At 67.6% G+C, this 22,317-nt stretch carries 19 protein-coding genes; 6 read left to right on the top strand and 13 right to left on the bottom strand.

The annotated features are described in order from the left end of the window. Window positions 1-2,222: penicillin-binding protein 1A (locus tag EYW47_RS21210; RefSeq protein ID WP_133196994.1), on the bottom strand; the 2,222-nt coding region annotated here is incomplete at its 3' end. Window positions 2,223-2,611: 389 nt separating this feature from the next. Between EYW47_RS21210 and EYW47_RS21215 the strand changes: the two genes are divergently transcribed. After that, window positions 2,612-3,754: a porin gene (locus tag EYW47_RS21215; protein WP_133196995.1), complete on the top strand. Its 1,143-nt coding sequence runs from the start codon at window positions 2,612-2,614 to the stop codon at window positions 3,752-3,754. 9 nt (window positions 3,755-3,763) lie between these two features. On the opposite strand, the gene EYW47_RS21220 is transcribed toward EYW47_RS21215, so the two are convergent. The 5 genes from EYW47_RS21220 to EYW47_RS21240 all read right to left on the bottom strand — a co-directional run bounded on the left by EYW47_RS21220 (window position 3,764) and on the right by EYW47_RS21240 (window position 7,921). Further along, window positions 3,764-4,063, bottom strand: a complete 300-nt coding sequence (locus tag EYW47_RS21220; RefSeq protein ID WP_133196811.1) for a hypothetical protein — start codon at window positions 4,061-4,063, stop codon at window positions 3,764-3,766. A gap of 131 nt (window positions 4,064-4,194) precedes the next feature. Continuing rightward, a complete protein-coding gene (locus EYW47_RS21225) occupies window positions 4,195-4,809 on the bottom strand; it encodes a flavin reductase family protein (protein ID WP_133196812.1) in 615 nt (204 codons plus the stop codon). 540 nt (window positions 4,810-5,349) lie between these two features. Further along, the gene (locus tag EYW47_RS40965; protein ID WP_165976642.1) at window positions 5,350-5,505 is read right to left on the bottom strand and encodes a hypothetical protein; all 156 of its coding nucleotides are present in this window, start codon (window positions 5,503-5,505) and stop codon (window positions 5,350-5,352) included. Window positions 5,506-5,708: 203 nt separating this feature from the next. After that, complete coding sequence (locus EYW47_RS41965) at window positions 5,709-7,049, bottom strand: hypothetical protein (protein ID WP_240763832.1); 1,341 nt, start codon at window positions 7,047-7,049, stop codon at window positions 5,709-5,711. Between the two features lie 185 nt (window positions 7,050-7,234). Continuing rightward, entirely contained in the window at window positions 7,235-7,921 is a 687-nt protein-coding gene (locus EYW47_RS21240; RefSeq protein ID WP_133196815.1) for an MgtC/SapB family protein, read from the bottom strand. Window positions 7,922-8,160: 239 nt separating this feature from the next. Here EYW47_RS21240 and EYW47_RS21245 point away from each other — a divergent pair, with 239 nt between their 5' ends. After that, complete coding sequence (locus EYW47_RS21245; protein WP_133196816.1) at window positions 8,161-9,252, top strand: AGE family epimerase/isomerase; 1,092 nt, start codon at window positions 8,161-8,163, stop codon at window positions 9,250-9,252. A gap of 111 nt (window positions 9,253-9,363) precedes the next feature. Here EYW47_RS21245 and EYW47_RS21250 read toward each other — a convergent pair whose 3' ends face one another. After that, window positions 9,364-10,989 (bottom strand): methyl-accepting chemotaxis protein, encoded by a 1,626-nt coding sequence (locus tag EYW47_RS21250; protein ID WP_133196817.1) that lies wholly within the window; start codon window positions 10,987-10,989, stop codon window positions 9,364-9,366. 279 nt (window positions 10,990-11,268) lie between these two features. Between EYW47_RS21250 and EYW47_RS21255 the strand changes: the two genes are divergently transcribed. Next, window positions 11,269-11,724: a PaaI family thioesterase gene (locus tag EYW47_RS21255; RefSeq protein WP_133196818.1), complete on the top strand. Its 456-nt coding sequence runs from the start codon at window positions 11,269-11,271 to the stop codon at window positions 11,722-11,724. Window positions 11,725-11,821: 97 nt separating this feature from the next. On the opposite strand, the gene EYW47_RS21260 is transcribed toward EYW47_RS21255, so the two are convergent. The 4 genes from EYW47_RS21260 to EYW47_RS21275 form a co-directional block, all read right to left on the bottom strand. Further along, window positions 11,822-12,670 (bottom strand): ureidoglycolate lyase, encoded by an 849-nt coding sequence (locus EYW47_RS21260; protein ID WP_133196819.1) that lies wholly within the window; start codon window positions 12,668-12,670, stop codon window positions 11,822-11,824. 128 nt (window positions 12,671-12,798) lie between these two features. Beyond that, window positions 12,799-13,542 (bottom strand): SDR family oxidoreductase, encoded by a 744-nt coding sequence (locus EYW47_RS21265; RefSeq protein ID WP_133196820.1) that lies wholly within the window; start codon window positions 13,540-13,542, stop codon window positions 12,799-12,801. A gap of 160 nt (window positions 13,543-13,702) precedes the next feature. Next, window positions 13,703-14,569 carry an amidohydrolase family protein gene (locus tag EYW47_RS21270; RefSeq protein WP_133196996.1) on the bottom strand — a complete coding sequence of 289 codons (867 nt, stop codon included), beginning with the start codon at window positions 14,567-14,569 and terminating at the stop codon, window positions 13,703-13,705. 53 nt (window positions 14,570-14,622) lie between these two features. After that, entirely contained in the window at window positions 14,623-15,657 is a 1,035-nt protein-coding gene (locus tag EYW47_RS21275) for an aldo/keto reductase (protein WP_133196821.1), read from the bottom strand. A gap of 274 nt (window positions 15,658-15,931) precedes the next feature. Here EYW47_RS21275 and EYW47_RS21280 point away from each other — a divergent pair, with 274 nt between their 5' ends. Both EYW47_RS21280 and EYW47_RS21285 read left to right on the top strand, forming a co-directional pair. Beyond that, on the top strand, window positions 15,932-16,402 hold the full coding sequence (locus tag EYW47_RS21280; protein ID WP_133196822.1) for an excisionase family DNA-binding protein: 471 nt from the start codon (window positions 15,932-15,934) through the stop codon (window positions 16,400-16,402). Next, window positions 16,403-16,984 carry a PIN domain-containing protein gene (locus tag EYW47_RS21285; RefSeq protein WP_133196823.1) on the top strand — a complete coding sequence of 194 codons (582 nt, stop codon included), beginning with the start codon at window positions 16,403-16,405 and terminating at the stop codon, window positions 16,982-16,984. Between the two features lie 43 nt (window positions 16,985-17,027). Here the strand turns inward: EYW47_RS21285 and EYW47_RS21290 are convergent, their stop codons facing one another. Continuing rightward, a complete protein-coding gene (locus tag EYW47_RS21290; protein ID WP_165976643.1) occupies window positions 17,028-19,064 on the bottom strand; it encodes an O-linked N-acetylglucosamine transferase, SPINDLY family protein in 2,037 nt (678 codons plus the stop codon). A gap of 189 nt (window positions 19,065-19,253) precedes the next feature. On the opposite strand from EYW47_RS21290, the gene EYW47_RS21295 reads away from it, so the two are divergent. Beyond that, a complete protein-coding gene (locus tag EYW47_RS21295; protein WP_133196825.1) occupies window positions 19,254-19,799 on the top strand; it encodes a hypothetical protein in 546 nt (181 codons plus the stop codon). Window positions 19,800-19,908: 109 nt separating this feature from the next. Here EYW47_RS21295 and EYW47_RS21300 read toward each other — a convergent pair whose 3' ends face one another. After that, the gene (locus EYW47_RS21300) at window positions 19,909-22,275 is read right to left on the bottom strand and encodes a bifunctional acetate--CoA ligase family protein/GNAT family N-acetyltransferase (RefSeq protein ID WP_133196826.1); all 2,367 of its coding nucleotides are present in this window, start codon (window positions 22,273-22,275) and stop codon (window positions 19,909-19,911) included. Between the last annotated feature and the right edge of the window lie 42 nt (window positions 22,276-22,317).

Below are 22,317 nucleotides of genomic sequence, written 5' to 3' on the forward strand. Positions count from 1 at the left end.
GCCACGGCGGGCGCGCTGGGCCGCGGCGCCGGTGCGCGGGCCGGCGCGCGCGGCGCCTCGGCGGGCGGCTTCGAGGCGAACAGGCCGTCGATCCAGGTCTTGAGCCGATCGCGGAAGGTTTCGAACGCGCCCGGCGTGACCTCGGTCGCGAAGCGCGCACGCGGATCGACAATGCGCGCGCGCAACGCACGCTGGAAGAAGTCGCCGACGATCGGCAACGCGCTGCGCGCGCCCTCGCTCTGGAGCGTGACGCGTCCGTCGTCGAAGCCCACCCACGCGCCCGCCACCAGTTGCGGGTCCATGAGGATGAACCAGCCGTCCGCGTTGTCCTGGGTCGTGCCGGTCTTGCCGGCCACGTCGGCGCGAATGCCGAAGCGCGTGCGGATGCTCGCGCCCGTGCCGCGATTCACGACGTCGCGCATCGTGTCGAGCAGCGTGCGGTCCGCGGATGCCGAAAGCGCGCGCTCGGGCGAGGCGCTCGCGAATTGCGCGAGCACATTGCCCTTGCTGTCCTCGATGCTGGTGACCATGCGCGGCTCCAGGTACTCGCCATCGTTCGCGATGGTGCTGTACGCCGACACCATCTCCTTCAGCGTGACCGGGCTCGTGCCGAGCGCCAGCGACGGCACCGGGTTCAACTGGCTGTCGCGCACACCCATCGCGCGCGCAAGACGCGCGACTTTGTCCGGGCCCACCGCCTGCATCACCTGTGCCGTGATGCGGTTGCGCGAGAACGCGAGCGCGTCGCGCAGCGTCATCGGCTTGTTGCTGGGCGGCACGTCATCGTTAGGACGCCAGATCTCACCGCCTTCGAGCGGCATTTCCACGGGCTGGTCGATCAGCGTGTCGGTGGGCTTCGCGCCGTCCGCGAACGCGGCGCCATAGACGAACGCCTTGAACGTCGAGCCCGGCTGACGCCGCGCCTGCTGCACGTGATCGAACGGCTCGTCGGCGAAGTCGCGGCTGCCCACCCAAGCCTTGATCTGCCCATTGCGCGGATCGATCGCGAGGAAGCCGGCCTGCACCGTGGTCTTGTCCTTGCACAGCGCGCGCATGAACGTGCGGTCGGCGGCGAGCTTCTTGAGCGCGTCCTCGTCGCTTGCGCCCGAATTTGCATCCCCCTCGCGCGCGCTTTTGTAGTCGGGCGTCTCGCGCATGAAGGTCTTGAACAGATCGTTGCCGGCGTAGCAGCCGTTACGCCCGCTCCATGCACTATTCGCGCTGCCCTGCAGCTGATTGGCGTGCTGCTTGAGCGCGGCAGTGGCCATCGCCTGCAGGCGCGAATCGATCGTTGTCCGCACAACGAGTCCATCGGAATAGATGTTGTAGTCGTTACGGTCGGCCCATGCGATCAGCCATTTGCGCAGTTGCTGCGCGAAATGCGGTGCAGGGCCGGGCGGCTCGGTCTGCCGCTCGAAGTCCAGACGCAGCGGCTTCTTCGAGAGCGTCGCGTACTGCGCGTCGGTGAGCTTGCCGTACTTCACCATCTGGCCGAGCACGGTGTTGCGCCGCGCGAGCGCGCGCTCGGGATTGATCACCGGGTTGTAGTAGGCGTTGCCCTTGAGCATGCCGGTGAGCGTCGCGCTTTGCAGCACGGTGAGCTGATCCGCGGAAACGCCGAAGTACGTGCGCGCCGCCATCTCGATGCCGAACGCGTTGTAGAGGAACGGCACCGTGTTCAGATAGGTCTCGAGAATCTGCGGCTTGCTGTAGACGGCCTCGATCTTGAACGCGGTGATCGCCTCCTTGATCTTGCGCGTGAGCGTGGGCGCGCGGCCGATCTCGTCGGGATAGAGATTGCGCGCGAGCTGCTGCGTGATGGTCGAGCCGCCCTGGCGCTCGCCCGAGAACGTGTGCAGCGCCGCGCCCGCCGTGCGCTTGAAGTCGATGCCGTGGTGTTCGTAGAAGCGGTGGTCCTCGGTCGAGATCAGCGCGTCGACCATGTGCGGCGAGATCTGCGAGAGCGGCACCCACTCGCGGTTCGAGGGCTTGAATTCGGCGAGCAGCTTGCCGTCGGCGGAAAGAATCTGCGCGGGCTGGTCCACCCGCGCCTTGCGGATGTCGCCGATGCCCGGCGTGAACGGAATCAGCACCAGCACATAGAGCACGAGCGCCGCAGGCAGCGCGCCGATGGCGATGAGGATGCCGCGCCGGGTGGGATGGCGCAGATGATGAAGGCCCTTGCCTAGCCACGGCCGCACGAACGCGCAGACGCGCGACATGAGGGGCTTCAGGCGGGAGGACCATTTCGCGGCTTGAGCGCGGATGAACGACAAGGAACGCTTCACGCGGGGCTTCAGGGTCGGCTGCCAAAGCGTGCATCGTACCAAAAGTGCCGGGCACGCCTTTTAACGCACCAGTGGCGACACGAACCGCACCATTGCCGCGATTTATGACACGGCGATGAAATATTTATTCCAGATCGAGGAAGAATCCTCTCCAGTCACAGCCGATTTTCCGGCGGCTGTCGATCCTTACACTCCTGACGCTGCTTGCTGGCCGACGCCCGCAGCAAGCCCTTTCCAAACGCTACGAAAAAATCGCCTCAGGAGTTTTACACGTGAAAAAGAACGCCCCCTCGCTCGCCAGGACCGCCGCGCTCGGCGCTGCAGTGACCACCGCTGTTGGCCTCATCGGCGCCCTCGCCCCGAGCGTCGCGCACGCGCAAAGCTCGGTCACGCTCTACGGCCTGATCGACGCCGGCATCATGTACACGAACAACGTCGCGAACGGCAAGTCGGGCAGCGCGCTCTGGCAGGCGACGAGCGGCAACGTCAACGGCAGCCGCTTCGGCGTGCGCGGCAGCGAAGACCTGGGCGGCGGATTGCATGCCGTGTTCGTGCTCGAAAACGGCTTCAACGTGCAGAACGGCAAGCTCGGCCAGGACGGCCGCATGTTCGGCCGCCAGGCCTACGTGGGACTCGCGAGCGACCAGTTCGGCACGCTCACGCTCGGCCGCCAGTACGACGAACTGGTGGACTTCGTCTCGCCGCTCTCGGCCACCGCGGGCACGTTCGGCGACACGGGCTTCGCGCATCCGTTCGACAACGACAACCTCAACCACTCGCTGCGCATCAACAACGCCGTCAAGTACACGAGCAACAGCTATGGCGGCTTGAAGTTCGGCGCGTTGTACGCGTTCTCGAACCAGCCCGACTTCGCGGCCAACCGCGTCTACAGCTTTGGCGCGAGCTACAACAACGGCCCACTCGCCGTGGCCGCCGGCTATCTGCAGATGAACGGCACGCAAGGCGCGAATGCGAGCAGCCCGGGCGCGGTCGATCTCGCCGAGTCGGCGGCCAACGGCAAGGGCGGCTTCTCGCTCGGCGCGGACCGCCTGCGCTCGTTCGGCGGCGGCCTGAACTACAGCTTCGGCCCGGCCACGGCCGGCTTCGTGTTCACGCGCAGCGAGTACTCGGGCACGAACGCGTTCGGCTCGCAGGGCGGCGACATGAGCTTCAACAACTACGAAGTGAACGGCAAGTACCAGCTGAACCCGGCCTGGAGCCTCGGCCTCGCCTATACCTACACCGACGGCCACGTGGACCGCACGAGCTGGGGCGCCGATCCGAAGTGGCAGCAGGTGGATGCGCAGGTGGTCTATCGACTCTCGAAGCGCACCGACCTCTACGCCGAAGCGATGTACCAGCACGCCACGGGCCACAACTACGTGGCGTTCATCAACACGGCGGGCGGCGCTTCGTCGACGGCGAATCAGGTAGTGGGCACGGTCGGCCTGCGCGCGCGCTTCTAAGGCGCGGCGCTAGACCAGCACCAGCGACAGCGCGATCGAGATCCACACCGCGCACGCGCCCGCCAGAAAGGCGCGGCGCGCGAGCAGGAAGCGCGTCTCGTCGCCCGCCTTCTGGGGCGACGTGGCGAGCCAGGGCACGCTGCCGAGACAGGCGAAGCCCGCCAGCGCGAGCACGACGATCACGCGGTCGCCAAGGCGCCACGGCACTGGCTCGTGCAAGCCCCAGTAGCCGAGAAAGATCATGCCGATGGAAAACATCGTCGATGCCGCCGAGCTGAGCGCCACGACCGATCCGGTCGGAGATTGCATGGACTGTCTCCCCTCGCGCGAGACGCGCTGTGTGGGCCATTGCGGGTGGATTGCGGGTGATTTGCGGGCCATTATCGGCGCGCGCAGCGGCGGCGGCAACGCGCCCGCCAGGCCCGCCAGGCATTACGCATTCAGGCCGTGGGCCGCACCATCTCGAACATCTCGCCGATCTGCGCGTAGTCGGCGCGATAGCCCGCGCGCATGATGGGCTGCGCGGCATGGGTGTCGAAAAGCCCGTCTTTCAGAAACTGCTGCTGGATGTGCACGCCCACGACCTGGCCGAGCGCGAGCCAGTTGTCCATGGGCGAGCCATCGAGTGCATTCAGACGCACGATCTGCAGCAGCTTGCATTCGAGCGCGGCCGGCGCCTCGGCCACGTGCGGCACCGCCACGTTGCGGCCCGGCGCGGGCGTGAGGCCGGCGAGCGCGAACTCGTCGATCTCGGCGGCCACGGGCGCGGAGCTGCGATTCATCTGCTCGGCCAGCGGGCGCGACGCGAGATTCCAGACGAACTCACCCGTCGCCTCGATATTGGCGATGCTGTCCTTGCGGCCTTCGCTGCTAAAGCCGATCACGGCCGGGAACGTGGCGAACGCGCCGAAGAAGCTGTACGGCGCGAGGTTCAGCACGCCGTCCGGCGAGCGGCTCGAGATCCAGCCGATCAGGCGCGGCGCGACGATCGCCTTGAACGGGTCGTGCGGCAGGCCGTGGCCAGTGGCGGGGTCGTAGAAGTAGGTGTCGGGCATGGTGATTGGAGGGGGTTCTGGCGGCTGACACTATGACACGAGGCGGGGAAAGGCGCTGACGGTGGATGGGCGGGTATTTATCCACAGATTTTGTTGAGAGCCCTGTGGGCAACACCGGGAAATCGAAGCCAGGTGATTGATCCGAAAGGACTAACTGCCAGATACCGCATCGCAGGCGCGCGCGGAGCCTGGCGGGTTTTCCACAGATTTTGTTGAGAGCCCTGTGGACAAGCTCTGGGCGGTTCACCCAAGTGACTGTCACCAAAGGGAAATCGCGTCGTGCGCGTTGGCCGCCGCCCATAGGGCGCGTCGCGCCTTCTTTGGGCGTGGGGAAGCCATGCAGACAACGAGGCCATTAAATCTGCATAACGAAGTATTTGTCCCGCATGCCGTTCGCCGGATGTGCGGGTACGCGCTCAGGCCAGACGCAACAAAGCCGGCTCTCTTGCAAGAACCGGCTTCATTTGATGTAACGACTGTTGGAGCGATCGATCAGAGCGGCGCGGATGGCGGCGCTCTTAAGCTCCCGATGCGGCGAGATTAGTCGCGCGGCAGGCTGTAAGGCGTGTAGTGCGAGCGGCGGACGCGTTCTGCTTCGCGGTGACGCGCTGCATACGAATATTCGGCATCCATCGGCAGGTACGGCGACGCGAAGAGGTCGTTCACCTTTTGGAGAATTGCAAGAATGAAGCTCATGGTGACTCCCGGTTAGACAAGCTTTAAGGGTTTTCCCTAGGAACAGATGCATTATAGGGTTTTCCCTAGTTCGACGCTAGTGCAGTGCAACAAAAAACCTGCGGCGGCGCGTCGCAGCTTGATGGCAGGCCACCCATGCGTTGCATCAGCACAACACATGGGGGCCAGAATTTTAGGGGTCGAAACGAAGGAGGGATCGCAGATCAGCTTTTCGACGCAGCCTGACGGGAGGGGGCGGCGTGCTGCGGATGCGACTTGGACGAACTGCTGCTCGCAGCGCGCGATGCGGACTTTTCCGGCGATTTCGGCGCCTTGGTCACCCGCGCGGCACGGCGCTGCGGCGTTGCAGCCGGCTGTGCAGGCCCCGCACCCGTCGCAGCCGCAGCCGGCTGCGGCATCGGCGCCACCGCCGCAGTGGCCGGCGCGGCAAGACGCGCCGCAACGCTGTCGAGCGCTGCCTGCTGGTTCTGCATCAGCACGTCGAAGCGCTGCTGTTGCGCCGCCGTATCGGCCGAGAGGCTCGCAAGCAGGAGTGTCTGCGCAATCGCCACGCCCGCCGTCACCACGAGTGCGGCAACGGCCGCCGTCAACAGCCACTTCGTCCTGCGCGTTTGCGCGGCCATCGCCGCGACGATCTCGGTCGGCAACGCGGCCATGGCGCGCTCGGCACCGAGACTTGCCGCGTGCTCGGGCACGAAGCCGTGGAGCGCCGCGTCGACGTCCGCGGCATGCACCACCGAGATCATGCGCGCGGGATTGCCCGTGGTACTCGTGGCCGCGTAGGAGACGCCGCTCGCCGGCAATGGCACGGCGGCCGGTTCGTTGGCTGCGCCGTGCACGCCGGGCGCGGGTTCGGGCGCAGGTGGGGTCGGCTCCTGCGTGGCCACCGCTTCAGGTTCCGGCGACATGTTGGCTGTGGCGGCCGTGGCGGCCGTGGTGGCCGTGGTGGCCGTGGTGGCCGTGGTGGCCGCAGTAGCCGCAGTAGCCGCGGTAGCCGCGGTAGCCCCTGTAGCCGCTGTAGCCGCTGTAGCCGCCAATTGCTCCATTTGCGCCACCGCACCTGACACGTCATGCGGTCCCGGCGCACCGGGCGCCAGAACCGCCGTCCCTGATGCTTGCGTACTTGCGGCCCCGTCGTTCGGCCGGTCCGGCTCCGCCGCCTCGCGCTCCGTCGCGGCAGCGGGCTGCGGCGCTTCGCTGTGCGCGCAAGCCGCCGCCGGTTCGTCCGGGCCGCCGCCGGGGTTCGCGGCATCCTCCACCGGCTCGGCTGCCGCCTTCGTGCGTGGCGCGCGCCGCTCGGGCGCCGCACGGCGTTCCTTCGCGCTTGCGGCCTGCGCCGCACCTTCCGCTTCGAGCTCTAGCACTGGCTCACGGCCTTCGCCAAAGAGATCGAGCGTGAGCGCACTGCCGGGCTCCACCGCCTCGGTGTCCGCTGACCGGCTGGCTTCGGTGTCGGTGAAAGGCGTCGGTGTTCGACGCCGGGACGGCGCGCTGCGCGCAACGCGTCCGGGATTGGAGGGTTCGTTTTCTGCGTGTTCGGCCATGGATCGACGATGAGACTCGCTTCAGGTGAACTCGCGTCGCGCGTCGGTCACGCCTGGCCGCAACGTGACAGCCGCGTTTCGCTCCTCGGACGCGCGTCCTCAAGACCCCGCGCGCCGCTGGTCAGGCATCTTAGCCGCAAACGTTAAACCTGTAAGCCCCTCGACTGTGAACCATGCGTGACGGATCAACCTTGCGCGTCGTCCTCGCGAAACTCCTTGACGACAGCCAGCCGCCGCAGCGCCGTGCAGATCGCCTCGTACTCCATCGAAGAGACGCGGCTCAGCACGATCATCACCTCGTCGAGCTCGGGCGAATCGTCGCTCTGCTGGACCACGAACTGCTTCACGCGCGGGCTGGACGTGCCCAGCGCGTCATGCAGCAAATGGAAGGTGAGCGCACCGCGCTCGACCAGCAGCGAAATGCGCCGGCGCTGCCGGAACGTGATGAAGCGCCGCTCGAGCGGCTTGATGCCCGCGAGGATGATGAGAATGATGATGGTGGCCGAGATCGCAGCCGTATAGAGGCCGCCGCCCACCGCGAGACCGACGGCCGCCACCGACCACAGGCTCGCGGCCGTCGTCAGGCCGCGCACGATCTCGCCGCGCAGCAGGATCGAGCCGGCGCCGAGAAAGCCGATGCCGGAAACCACCTGGGCGGCCATCCGCGAGGGGTCGAGCACGACGTGCTCGCCGCCGAGCGCATCGGCAAAGCCGAACGCGGAGACGATCATGATGAGCGCCGACCCCACGCAGACCAGCATGTGCGTGCGCAGCCCCGCAGCCCACGACAGACGTTCGCGCTCGAAGCCGATCACGCTGCCGAGCGCGGCGGCCAGCACCAGCCGCGAAATGAGTTCGATGTTGCCGAGCATGGTTGTCGCTCTCCTTTGTCGACCGGAGTTAGTGCCTTAGCACTTTGCGATCCGGAGTTAGTGCTTTAGCGCTTACTCCGGTCCCACGCAGAGCGCTCCGGTCCCACGCAAAGCGCTCTCGTGGATGTGCGCCGCGTGTCATGCATCGTACGCCGCATAATCGAGACAGACTGGCCCCGGCGTACAATCGCGGACACCCTGTTTTCCTCGTGCCGGCGCCTTGCGCGCCCACGTCTTTCATGAACGCTCTCACCGGCGCAGCGAGCCTGCGCAATCATTTCGACCGCACGATCCTGCCGTTGTGGCGCGGCCCCGGCTTCAACGCGGCGCTGCGCCTGCCGCATGAAGCGCTCGACGCGTCGGGCACGGCACCGCTGCCCGACGTGCGCTATCGCGCGATGGCTTGCGCCCGCCAGCTCTACGTGTTCTCGCAGGCAGGCGAGCATGGGGCCGCGCATGCGCACACGCTCTTCGAATCGCTGCGCCATACTTTTGCCGACCGCGCGCAGGGCGGATGGTTCTACAGTGTCGATGCGCAGGGCGCGCCGCTCGACACCACGAAGGACCTCTATACGCATGCGTTCGTGGTGTTCGCGTGCGCGGCATACGGCCAGCGCTTCGGCGTAGCCCAGGCACTCGAAACGGCGCGCGAAACGTCCGCACTAATCGTCGAGCGCTTCAAGGCGCACGACGGCTTGCTGAACGCGGCGCTCGACGCATCGTTTGCGAGCGTCACGAGCGGGCCGCTGCAGAATCCGCTGATGCATCTGACCGAGGCGTGGCTCGTCGCCCGCGACGCCACCGGCGACGCCGCGTTCGACACGGCAATCACGCGGCTCGTCGAAGCGCTGGCGCGCAACTTCCTGCACGCGCCCACGGGCTGCATCGCCGAATTGCCGCTCGGCACGGCGGGCAATCGCCTCGAGCCGGGACATCAGTTCGAGTGGTTCTGGCTCGCGGCTCAGGCGGGAGCGCACCGGCTGGGTGACTCGGGACTTCAGGAGGCGCTCGCTCGCGCGTTCGCATTCGCTGTGAAGCACGGCGTGGACCCCGTCACCGGCGCTGTGGCGGCGTCCCTCGACGAACAAGGCCGCGTGATCGACGCCACCCAGCGCATCTGGGCGCAGACGGAGTATCTGCGCGCAATCGCGACGCACGGCGATACCGTTGTGCGCGCAACGCTGGAGGCCCAGATCGGCAAATTTGCGCAGCGCTTTCTCACGCCGCAAGGCTGGGTGGAATGTAGAAGCGCGAGCGGAGAGGTCGCCCGCGCGGACATGCCCTCGACTACGCCGTATCACCTGTTGACGGCGTACGGCGCGCTGCCCTAGCGCACTGGTGCACCCGGGAAGCGGCGCGCGAAGACCGAAGGAAAAGCGCTTGTGCCGCGCCGGCCGCCATCGCGGCGGCCCTCTTCATGCCGATCAGGCAGCACCGACGAATCAGCCCGCCGCCAGCCGCCCCTCGGGCTCCGCGCCCACCGTCGCGGCGTGCGCGAGCCCACGGCCTTCGGCCAGCACCGCCGGCGAAATCTCGAACGCCGCCACCGCATCGGCCAGTTGCCGGGTCTGCTGATGCAGCGAAGCCGCAGCAGCCGCAGCCTCCTCGACCAGCGCCGCGTTTTGCTGCGTCATCTGATCCATCTGCGAAACGGCGGTATTGACCTGATCGATGCCCGCGCTCTGCTCGAGCGACGAGGCGCTGATGCCCGCCATCATCTGCGTGACGCGCGAGATCGACGTCGACACGTCGCGCATGGCCGAGCCCGCGCGCTCGACCAGTTCCGAGCCGCCGCGGATCTGCGCCACCGACTCGCTGATCAGCGTCTTGATCTCCTTGGCCGACTGCGCGCTGCGCTGCGCGAGCCCACGCACCTCGCCCGCCACCACCGCGAAGCCGCGCCCCTGCTCGCCCGCGCGCGCCGCTTCCACGGCCGCATTGAGCGCGAGAATGTTGGTCTGGAACGCAATCCCGTCGATCACGCCGATGATTTCGGCGATCTTGTCCGAGCTCTGCGCGATGCCGTGCATGCGCTCGACCACTTCGCCCACCACGGCGCCGCCGCGCGCGGTCGCGTCGAGCGCCGCCTCGGCCAGCGCGTTCGCCTCGCGCGCGTTTTCGGCGGTATTGCGCACCGTGCCGGTGAGCTCTTCCATACTGGCCGCCGTCTCTTCGAGCGACGCCGCCTGCGACTCCGTGCGCGCCGAGAGATCGGCGTTGCCCGTCGCGATCTCGTCCGCGCCCACGTGGATCGAGCCCGCCGTCTCGCGCACCGTGTGGACCGTGCGCGCGAGGCTCGCCTGCATCATCGCGAGATCGCGAAAGAGCAGGCCGATCTCGTTGTCGCCGCGCGCGGCCACGGTTTCGTTCAGGCGTCCGCGCGCAATGCGCTCGAAGTGGCGGCCCGCTTCCTCGAGCGGCGCCACGACGCCGCGGCGCAGCGCGAAGTGCACGCCCGTGGCGAGCGCGACCAGCACGATCAGGATCGCGATGCCCACGGTCTGGAACAGCGCGAGACGGGAATCGATCGACTCGAGCGATGCGTGGCTGGCCGCCGCGCTAAAGCGCGCGAAATCGTGCAGCTCGGCAAGGTAGGCGTCCTGGTAGGACTGGGTCGGCTGGTCGAGAAAAGCCTGGATGTTGTTGGCGTTGAGGTCGTCGATCAGTTCCGCGAGCGCCTTGTGATAGACCTGATAGCGCTGGCCGAGCGCGGCCACGCGTGCGCGGTCTTCATCGTTGACCGGCTCGACCGACGTGAGCTCCGAGTACGACCGGTCGGCCGCGCTCAGCTGCTCCTGCGCGTGGCTGATGATGTCGGCCGGCGCCGCGCCGCCGCCGCGAATCAGTCGGGTGCCCGCGCGCGAGAGATTGATGCGCGCGTCCATCAAATGCTGGGTGGTTTCGTTGGCGGCGCTCGCCTGGCGCAGCGCCACCCGGGAGAGATCCTTCACGTCGTCGTGCGTGCGGGTGAGCGCCCAGTAGCCTAGCCCCTCGGTCACGAGCTGGAGCACGCAGAATGCGGCTAGAACGCACAAAAGGCCGGATGCGACCTTGATCTTGCTGAACATCTTGAACACCTGGGATGGCAGTGAGTAGGTTCGGCGCGCGCGGGGTAACGCACGCACCCGCACGGGTTTACGGCCTCGCAAACGTTGGATTGAGGCCAAATGCGCGAAATTTCTGCATCAAATGCGCAATAGCGTGTTGCAGAAACGATCCCGGCGAGATTTCCACTGTTTTTGGCAACAATTCAGAGGCGGCGGCATTGCGATTCACCTTGCGCCGCCGCATGGCACTTCCTACAGTGGTTAGGAAACTACGTGGGCTTGGCCCCTGGGAACCCGACGATGACCGACTTGCTGGATCGCGCGCGCGGCGCGCTACACGCCCAACCGTTCAGCATGCTGCTCGGCGCGGAACTCATGCACGCCGGGCCCGACGAGCTCACGCTACGGCTTCCTGTGCGCGACGAGCTCAAGCAGCAGCACGGTTTCGTGCACGGCGGGGTGATCAGCTATCTCGCCGACAACGCCCTCACGTTCGCGGGCGCGCTAACGCTCGGCCCGCGGGTGGTGACGAGCGAGTACAAGATCAATTACCTGCGGCCCGCCATGTCCGGCACGCTGGTGGCGAGGGCGCGCGTGGTCTTTGCGGGGCGCCAGCAGGCCACCTGCCAGTGCAGCGTGTTCGTGATGGAGAACGGCGACGAGCACCTGGTGGCGCTCGCGCAGGGCACGGTCAGCCGGATGGGCGAAGCGGGGGGCGCGAACGGCGCGCACGGAGAGGCCGGCCCACCCGCATGACCGTTGCGCGGCGAGGGAAGCCAGAACGCAGAACGGCCGCGGGTGCTCCGCGGCCGTTTATCCATCATGCTGCTGCAAAGTCAGAACAGGCGCCCGCTCACTCGGCCGCGCGCGTCTTCTGCGTCTGCACGCCCAGCCCTTCAATGCCAAGGCGCACAGTCTGGCCCGGTTTCAGGTACACCGGCTCGGGCTTCACGCCCATGCCCACGCCCGGCGGCGTGCCGGTGGAGATCACATCGCCCGGCTGCAGGCTCATGCACTGCGAGAGATACGACACCAGTTTCGCCACAGTGAAGACCATCGTGCGCGTGCTGCCGTTCTGGTAGCGATGGCCGTCCACTTCGAGCCACATCGAGAGATTCTGCGGATCGGCCACTTCGTCGCGCGTGACGAGCCACGGGCCGGTCGGGCCGAAGGTGTCGAAGCCCTTGCCCTTGTCCCACTGGCCACCACGCTCGATCTGCCACTCGCGCTCCGACACATCGTTGACGATGCAGTAGCCCGCCACGTAGTTCAGTGCATCGGCCTCGCTCACGTTTTTCGCATGCTTGCCGATCACCACGCCCAGCTCGACTTCCCAGTCGGTCTTCTTCGAGCCGCGCGGGATCTCGATGTCGTCGTTCGCGCCGATGATCGCGCTCGTCCACTTGTTGAACACCACCGGCTCGCTCGGCACCGGCATGCCCGATTCGGCGGCGTGATCGGCGTAGTTCAGGCCGATGCACACCATCTTGCCGATATGGCCCACGCAGGGCCCGAGGCGCGGATTGCCCTCCACGAGCGGCAGCGTTTCCGGGTCGATCGAGCGCAGTTGCGCGAGGCCCGCGTCGGAGAGCACGTCGCCCGCGATGTCGGCAACGGCGCCCGAGAGCGCTCGAATGCGGCCTTCGGCATCCACGAGGCCCGGCTTTTCGTGCCCCTTGGGGCCATAGCGAAGCAATTTCATCGTCTCTGTTCCTTGTCTGTCTGTACGGGGATTGCGCAGCGCGCTACGTCATCCATGCGTCATCTACACGTGAGCCTTGCGTCGCTACTGCGTTGAGCGCCCGGGGATTATCGCCCACCACGGGCTAACTAGTTAGACCACCCACCATCGATCACATGCGCCTGGCCGGTCGTGAACGCCGACTCGTCCGAGGCGAGATAGAGCACGAGCGCGGCGATCTCTTCAGCCTTGCCCACACGCCCCATCGGCTGGCGCGCGACGAAGGCCGCGCGCGCCGCGTCCACGCTCGTGCCCTGCGCCGCGGCCTGGGCGGCGATGCGCTCCTCGAGCGAGGGCGAGGCCACGGTGCCGGGGCAGATCGCGTTGCAGCGGATGCCGCGTGTCACGAAGTCGGCGGCCACGGCCTTGGTCAACCCGATCACCGCCGCCTTGGACGCGCCGTAGACGAAGCGGTTGGGTACGCCCTTCACGCTCGACGCCGCCGACGACATGTTGATGATCGAGCCGCCGCCCGCCTCCAGCATGGCGGGCAGGAAAGCGCGGATGGTCCGGTACATCGCTTTGACGTTGAGGTCGAATGCGAAGTCCCAGTCTGCTTCGCTCGCTTCGAGAATCGAGCCCGCGTGCACGAAGCCCGCGCAGTTGAACAGCACGTCGATGGTGCCCAGTTCCTGCGCGAGCGCCGCGATGGCCGCGCCGTCGCGCACGTCGAGCTTGCGCGCCTCGACCGGCAGCGACGCTAGCGCGTCGATGCGGATATCGGTGGCGATCACGCGTGCGCCTTCACGCGCAAACATTTCGGCCGCGGCGTAGCCGATACCCTGGCCCGCCGCGGTGATCAAGGCCGTCTTGCCGGCCAGTCTTTGTGCCATCTGCCACTCCCGTCGATGCGGACGCGCTCGCCGCGTTCAGTTCAGTGATGAGGCTTGGGGGGATAACGATCGAGGCGATGCCGCTCGCGTGCCGCCTTGATGAAGCAAACGGCCATTATGGCCAGACACGCCGGCGCCGTGGCGGCTTCACGGACGTTTTCTAACCGGCTGGATCGGTCCGCAGCCCGTAGAACGCGGCCGCGTTGCCGCCGAACACGGCGCCACGCTCGCGCTCGCCCAGATGCGCGAGCAGACGCTGCGCGCTCGCATGCCAGCGTTCGTAGTCGCCGTTGAGGTTGAGCACGGGCCAGTCGCTGCCCCACATGAGCCGCTGCGCGCCGAAGCTCGCGAGCAGATGCTCGACCCACGGGCTCAGCGTGGCGTCGCTCCAGCCCGGCGCGGCCTCCGTGGCGAGCCCCGACACCTTGCAGTACACCTGCGGGAAGCGCGCGAGGCGTGTGATCGCCTGCGACCACGCAGCGAAATGAGGCGTGCCTGCACCGCCCTCGCCGGCGTCCTTGATCGGCGGCTTCGCGCCATGATCGATCACCACGCGCAGCGCGCGATGGCGCGCGAGGAACGTTTCGAGCGCGCTCGCGTGGCGCGTGAGGATGAGCGCGTCGAAGGCCAGGTCGTGGGCGATCAGGGCCTCGATGGCGCGCGCCGTATCGGCTTTCGCAATCCAGTCGTCGTCGGGCAAGTCTTGCAGCATCGGGCGCACGGCGCGCAGCTTGGGCTCGCGCGCAAGCTCGTCGATCAGCTCGGGGGCCAGCGGGTCGTCGAGCGGCACCCAGCCCACCACGCCCGCGATCGAATCGTCGTGGCGCGCGAGATCGAGCAGATACCAGGTTTCGTCGACGCTGGGCGCGGCCTGCACGACCACGGTGCGCGCGACGCCGCTGCGCTCACGCAGCGGCGCGAGATCGGCGGGACCGAAGGGACGGTAGAGCGCGGTCAGGCCGGGTGTGAGCCAGCCGTAGTCGCCGCGCGCGGGGTCCCAGTAGTGCTGATGCGCGTCGATCTGCATGTTCGCGGTGTGCTTTGTCATGGCGTCCGGCGTCGAGGGCTCAGGACTCGGCTTCAGGGCATCGGCGCGCGCGCATCGACGAGGCCCTCGTCGCGCAACGCGAGCCAAAGCTCAGGTGGCAACTTCGTCTCGAACGACGCCACGTTCTCGCGCAATTCCGCCGCGCTGCGCGCGCCGGTAAGCACGGTCGCGACCGCGGGATGCGCGTAGGGAAACTGCAGCGCCGCCGCCGCGAGCGGCGCGCCATGCGCGCGGCAGACCGCTTCGAGCCGCGCCACGCGCTCCACCACGTCGGGCGGCGCCTCGCCGTAGTTGAACTTGCGCTCGCCTGCGAGACCACGCGCGAGAATGCCCGAATTGAACGCGCCGCCCAGCAGGATGCTCACGCCATGCTGGCTGCAGGCGGGCAGCAGATCGTCGAGCGGCGCCTGTTCGAGCAACGTGTAACGGCCCGCCAGCAGCGCGCAATCGATCTGGAATTCGCGCATCGCTTCGAGTATCACTTCGCGCTCGTTCACGCCGAAACCCACGGCCTTCACCGCACCCGACGCGCGCAGGTCGTCCAGCGCGCGAAAGCCGCCGCCTTCGGTCAGTTGCCGCCAGTAGTGCGCGTTGCGCTCGCCATGCGTGAGGCGGCCAATGTCGTGCACGAGCAGGATGTCGATCTCGACAATGCCGAGCCGCTGCTGGCTATCCTCGAACGAGCGCAGGATGCCTTCGCGCGTGTAGTCGAAAATGGCCTCGAACGGCAGCGGATCCTGCCAGCCTTCGCTGCCGTCATAGGGATGGGTGCGCGGCACGAAGCGGCGGCCCACTTTGGTCGACAGCACGTAATCGCGGCGCGGATAGCGCCGCAGCGCGTCGCCGAGGCGATGCTCCGCTTTCGTGTGGCCATAGTGCGGCGCGGTGTCGAAAAAGCGCACGCCGGCCGCCCAGGCGGCATCGACGGTGGCCTGCGCCTCTTCTCCGGTGAGATCACGATACAGGCCGCCGAGCGGCGCCGTGCCCAGACTCAGCGCGCTCACTTCGAGCGCCGTGCGCCCGATGCGGCGGCGCTGCGCGACCTGCGGATGGAGCGCTTGCGCCATACGGGGTGTCTCCTCGATCGAATCAACGCTGCGCGTCGCGCGTGCGTGGGCATCTGTGCTTCAGTATGTTAGTACGTCAGCGCGAGGCGAGCACCGGCACGCGCGCTCGCGGGCAGCCTTCGTCGATGTTTCGGGGAGCAGCGGAGTAAGGCAAGTCGCGCTCGGGACGACTCGCCTCACCTCCCCCCAATTCATTTATTGCATTTATTTCACTTGTTTCATATAGTATGCGCATCGCAGGCAGCTATTGGCTACACGCATCAGGAGCCACGCTATGCCCATCCTCAAACGAATTCCCAAGGAAGCACCACCGGCAATGAGCGAACATGAAATGGAACTGGCCCGCGTCGCGCAGCGCTGCATCATGGAAGCGCTCGATCATTCGCGGGCGGTCTCCATCACGCTTTCGACCGAAACCGGCCTTCATCCCTCGATCGAAGTGCCACCCGCCGCGCTCAAGCTCATCGGCCAGTTGCTCGGTGCAATGAGCGAAGGCAAGACCGTTGTGCTCATGCCCGACAAGCAGGAGTTCACCACCGTCGAAGCCGCCAATTACCTCAACGTCTCGCGACCGTTCGTAATCAAGGAGATCGAGGAAGGCCGGATTAAGCACCGCATGGTCGGCACACACCGGCGCATCGCACTGGAAGACCTGCTGGCCTACGAGCGCGGAATGCGCGAGCGGCAGTCCGCCGCGCTCGACCGCATGGCAGAAAACGCCCGTGATCTCGGACTGGATTACTGAATGGCGGGGCACGTGCGCTACACGGCTTTGCTGGACGCGTGCGTCCTGTTCCCTATTGCCATGACTGATGCGCTCATGAGTCTCGCAACCGCGGGACTCTTCGCCGCAAAGTGGACACGCCGCATCGAAGAAGAATGGATCACGGCACTTGAGCGGTATCGCCCCGATCTCGCCGGCAAACTGGGTGTGCGCCGCGCCGCCATGCATGATGCCGTGCCGGACTGGCAAGTCGCAGAGGGGGCATGGAAACCTCTCGTGCCCTCGATTGCACTACCCGATCCCAACGACGCACACGTGCTCGCAGCGGCCATTGCGGGCCACGCCGACTGCATCGTCACAACGAACCTGCGCGATTTTCCTGCCGAGGCAGTCGCAGCCTATGGCATCGACGTGGTCGACCCGGATCGCTTCATCATCCATCAGTGGGATCTCGACACGCTCGTCTGCATCGCTGCTTTCAAGCGCATGCGGGCGCGCTGGAAAAAGCCCGAAGCCACGGCTGAGGATTTTTCCCGCGCGCTCGAACGCGGCGGCCTGCCGGGCACGGCCATGCGAATCAGGGAAGCGGCCGAGTTGATCTAATCCGCCGTGCCAGCGCGAAGCAACGCTCCACGGCACCGGAGTCTCACCTCTTCACGACCACCGGTCCCTCGGACCCTCCCCCTTCTCCACCCTTCGCCTCGCGCGCGACGATCGCCACGAAGAGCCGCTCCAGATCGCGCGTGAACCGCGCCGTATCGAAGAGCGGCGCATCGGCCTTCGCCCGCGCGAGCCGTTTGCGGATCTGCGCGAGCCAGGCCGGATCGCTCGCGAGCGCGAGCGCAATCTGAAAATAAGCGTCGAGATCGCGCGCGACCAGCGCTTCGAGCCCCACCGCGTGCAGCAGGCTCGCGCCCACGCGCCCCGCGAACAGCGAGCCCAGCGCCGACACCATCGGCACGCCCGTCCACAACGCGTCGCTGCCGGTCGTGTGCGAGCCGGTCGGCAGCGTGTCGAGCGCGAGGTCCGCGAGTTGCAGCCGCGCAAGATGCGCCTCCTGCGGCAAGCGCTTCGCGTAGATCACGCGCGTGCGTGCCACGCCGTTCGCTTCAAAGAAGTCGTTCAGGTTTGCCTGCGCCCGCTCGCTGCCCGGGTCGAGCAGCCACAGCACGCTGCCCGGCGTCGCGACGAGCAGGCGGCACCACACCGACGCCATCTGCGCGTTGAGCTTGAAGGTCTGATTGAAGCTGCAGAACACGAAGCCGCGCTCGGGCAAGCCCGCTTCGGCACGCGAGGGCCGCCGCCCGCACTGGCGCCGATGGTCGTTCGGCTGATAGCAATGCGGCATCAGCGCGAGCGTCTCGCTATAGAACGGCGCGGTGGCAGACGGCGTCACCATTGCATCGCCGATCAGGTAATCCGCGAGGCGCGGCTCGCCGAGCGAGCCCGGATAGCCCAGCCAGCTCACGATCGCGGGCGCGGGCCGCAGCGCCGTGACGGCGAGGCGCGTGCCGGTCGTATAGCCCTTCAGATCGACGAGCAGGTGGATGCCGTCGTGCGCGATCTTCGCGGCCGCCTGCGCGTCGGTGAGCGCACCCATTTCGTGCAGCGTGGCGGGCAGCGCCGCGAGCCGCTCGCGCCATGCGGCATCGGGCACGGTTTCGCCGTACGAATACAGATGGATGTCGAAGCGCGCTGGATCGTGCAGTTCGAGCACGCCCGCGAGCAGGCGCAGCGTGGCGTGCTCGTAGAAGTCGGAGGAGAGATAGCCGATGCGCAGGCGCGCACCCGCCTCCCAGGCCGCCAGCGCTTCGGCAAGACCCGCGCCGCGCGCGACGAGCGGCGGCGCGGCAAGCTCGCCGCGCCAGCGCGACTGCGCGAAGCGCCGCCCGGCGTCGCGATGCAGCCCCGGCGTGAGCGCCGGGATGCCAAGCAGCCCCCACGGCGTGAGATTCTCGGCCGCGCCCGTGGCGACCATCTCGAGCGCCGCCTGGTCGATCTTGTCCAGATCGCGCCAGTGCGCAACGCGCCGCCGCACGTACTGCGCGGACTCCCAGCGCCCGCCGCGGCAGTACGCTTCGTCGGCCTCGTCGAGGCGATTCAGGCGCTCCAGCAAGCCGCCGTAGCATTGCCAGAAGTGCGCCGACTTCGGTTCGAGCTCGAGCGCCCGCCGCAGGCTCGCCTCGGCAGCCTCGTATTGGCCCGCGTCCTGCTGCACCATGGCGAGGTTGCCGTGCGCGAGAGCATAGCCGGGATCGATTTCAATGGCCGCGCGATACGCGGCTTCGGCGTGGGTGGCGTCGTTGCGCTTCTTGAGGAGGTTGCCCACGTTGTTGAACATGCGCGCCTCGCGCACGCCCAGATTGATGGCCGCGAAGTAGGCCGCGATCGCCTCGTTGTCGCGCCCTTGCCAGAGCAGCGTCCACGCGAGGTCGCGCTGCAGCGGCCCGCTCTCGCCCATCGAAAGCGCCTGGCGGATCGCCTGTTCGCCCTCTGCATAGCGCTTCTGGCGCGCGAGCGCGACGCCAAGCTGATGCCACGCATCGACATGCTGCGGATCTTGCACCAGGATCTCGCGAAAAAGGGCCTCGGCAAGCGTGTACTGCTCGGCGTTCAGGCGGTCGATGCCGCGCTTGAGCAGTTCGTCGGAACGCGACGACGGAGTCGGAGTGGAGATTTTCATCACGCCATCGTAGGAAGCGTGATGGGGTGCGAACATCAGAACGTTCCTGGTTTACTGCGGCGCGCGCCGGGCCCTTGCGCGCGTTCAGCATCGCGACTGGAAGCCGGGTGCGCAAAACGGTTAGAATGGCCACCCTCTCAAAATACCGTCCGGTGTGCGCAAGGCGCGTCGGACGCGCATGCATACCTCATGGCGAAACTTCTGACCGATCAAGAATTCCAGCGTTTTTCCGAGCTTCAGCAGAAACAGGCCAGCTTCACGATTTCGAGCGAGGAAGCCGACGAGCTGCGCGATATCGTCGCGCGCGCGCAGCAAAAGCGCGACGACCGCGCAAGCGCGATGAAGACCGTCGAAACCGCGATCGAGCAATTCGAGATCACGCCCGACGAGTTGTTCACGGCCGAGCAGATTGCCGAAGCCGCGCGCAACTTCGGTCTGATCCCGGCCACGCGCAAGGAGCGCGTGCTGCCGCCTTCGCTCTCCTTTAACGGCAAGACGCACCAGTGGACGACGCGCGCCCTGCCCGAGGAAATCCGCGCGCCGCTGTTCGAAGCGTTCCAGGGCGGCCAGTCGGTCAAGGCGTTCATCGCCACGCCGAAGGACGCCGCGCGCTGCGCCGCGACCATCGCCCGGCTGGAAAAGGAAACCGGCGCGCAATACGCACAGCCCTGGCTCGAAGAGCTCGCCGTCACGCGCGCCCAGGTGGACGACGCGCTCGCGAAGATCGCCGCCTGAGTGCGGCTGCCTCGCGCAAATCCACGCAAAAACGCGCGGCAGAACCAGGCATAACGCCAAGGCGCAGCGAAGCTGCGCCACCCCTCGCCTGCGGGCAGGACATGCCGCGTCAGTCGAGCGGCATCCTGAACCCCACCACGCCCGGGTCTTCCGTCGGCGTCACCGTGAACCCGCAGGCGCGCGCGAGCCCAATCATCGGCGCATTCTCGCGCAGCGCCTCGCCGAGCAGCCAGTGCGTGCCGCGCGAGCGCACGTAGGCGATCATGCGCTCCAGCAGCAAGCGGCCAAGGCCGCGCCCCTTCAGATTGGACTGGATAGTGAGCGCAAACTCGGCGGTCTCGTTGTCGGGGTCGGCCACCGCGCGCGCCACGCCCAGCGTGCGCGGCTTGCCGTCCTCGCCCTCGACGGTCGCGATGAGCGCCATCTCGCGGTCGTAGTCGATCTGCGTCATGCGCGCGAGCTGCGTGTGGTCGAAGCTGCGCACCGCCGAGAAAAAGCGCAGGCGCAGGTCGTCGGGCGTCATCGTGTCGATGAACGCGCGGTGCATCTCCTCGTCTTCGGGCCGGATCGGCCGGATCGTCAGGCGCTCGCCGTGCCAGTCGACCGTCTCTTCGAGCCTGCGCGGATACGGCACGATCGCGAAGCGGCTGCGCTTGTCCGCCAGCGTGAGGCGCGGCGCGAGCACCTTTATCGCGTTCGGCAACACCCGCAGGGACAACTGCATCCCGACGATCTCGCGCACCTCGCACACCACCTGCGAAAGCTCGGTAAGCGCCGCGAGCGTGGGCTCGGGCGTGGTGTAGCGCGCATACGGCGAGTGCGCGACGATGTCGCGCGAAAGCACCGAGTTCAACGGCGGCAGGCTGTAGACGCGCAGCGGCGGCGAGAAGCCGTCCGGCGACGGCGCCACGAAGTGGAACACCGGGCCGAAGTTCTCGTCGTCGCGAAACTCCACGCTCACGTCGACGACGGCTTGCTCCGAGAACTGCGCCGCGCTTTCCAGCGTCTCGAGCCCGAACGAGGCCAATAGCCGCGCCGCCTCCTGGCCCTCCAGCGTGTTGCGCCCCGCCGCCAGCGCCGCGCGCGCCACGCCCTGCGCGGCCTCGATCGCCGCCGCGCCTTGCGCGGGCATGCTCTCGGGCGTCTGCATCAGGAGCTCGCGCCCGAGCCGGTAGTCGACGAGACGCGCAAACGCGCGCGCCAGGCGCCGCGGCGTGGTATGCACGGGAATGCCGTGCGCGTGCAGCGCGTCGCGCGTGGTGTCGTCCACGCCGCCGAAGAAGCACGCGAGCATGCCGCGGTACGCGAAGTGCTGGTTTTCGATGAGCGTGCGCGCGACCTCGGCCACGGGCGCGCTGTGCGTGGGCGCGTGCACGACGAACGCCGTGCCGGTCGAGCGCTGCGAAGCAAGCGCTTGCAGCGCGAGGCCAAAGTGCTCGGGCCTTGCCGTGTCGCCGAGCACGAGCGGATTGCCGGCCTGCGCATGCGGCAACGCCGCTTCGAGTGCGGCGCGCGCCTCGTCGCTCCATTTTGCGAGCGTGTCGCCGGCCTTCATGAAGGCGTCGCGCGCGAGCGTGGCCACGCCGCGGTCGCTCGTGATGAGCGTGGCCGTGTCGCTCGCGGCCACGCGGCCCAAGCCCAAGGTTTCGATTTCGTCGAGCAGGTCGTCGAGCGTGTCCACGCGCACGATGCCCGCGCGCCGGAACGCCGCCGTGTAGAGCGCGTCGCCCGGATCGTCGCGGCCGCTGCGCAGCGCGAGCACGGGCTTGTTGCGCGCCGCCGCCCGCGCCGCCGACATGAACTTGCGCGCCGCGCCGATGCTGTCCACTTCGAGCAGGATCGCGCGCGTGGCCGGATCGCTCGCGAGGTAGTCGAGCACGTCGCCGACATCGACATCGGCTTCATCGCCCAGCGCCACCGCGTGCGAGAAGCCGAGCCCGCGCGGGCCGGCCCAGCGCAGCACGGCGTTGGTGAGCGCGTTGGATTGCGAGACCCACGCCACGCCACCGGTGCGCGCGACCGTGGCAGCCGCGCCGAGCTGCGCGTTGAGCGCCGGCGTGAGCGCGCCGAGCGTGCCGGGCCCGAGGATGCGCAACAGATGCGGGCGCGCCGCCGCGAGCGCGTGGCGCAGGTCGGCACGGTCTTCTTCGTTGCGCACCTCGCCCACGATGATCGCCGCGCGCGTGCCCATGCCGCCGAGCCGGTGCACGAGCGCGGGCCACGTGGCGGGCCGCGTGCAGATGAGCGCGACGGTGGGCGCCTCGGGCAAGTCGCCCGTATCCGCGAGCACGGGCTTGCCGTCGAAGCGGTCGAACTCGCCCGCATGACGCGGATTGACCGCCCAGAGCGGACCGGCAAAACCGCCTTCGATGAGGCGCTGCCACACCATCTTGCCAATGCTGCCCGGCCGCTGCGAGGCGCCGATCACCGCTACGGATTTCGGCTGGAATATCGCGTCGAGATTGCGTACGGTCACTGCCCCTCCTCGCTATTCGAATGGGCGCGCGCGCACCTGGCG

Source organism: Paraburkholderia silviterrae (assembly GCF_004353915.1).
Taxonomy (GTDB): Bacteria; Pseudomonadota; Gammaproteobacteria; order Burkholderiales; family Burkholderiaceae; genus Paraburkholderia; species Paraburkholderia silviterrae.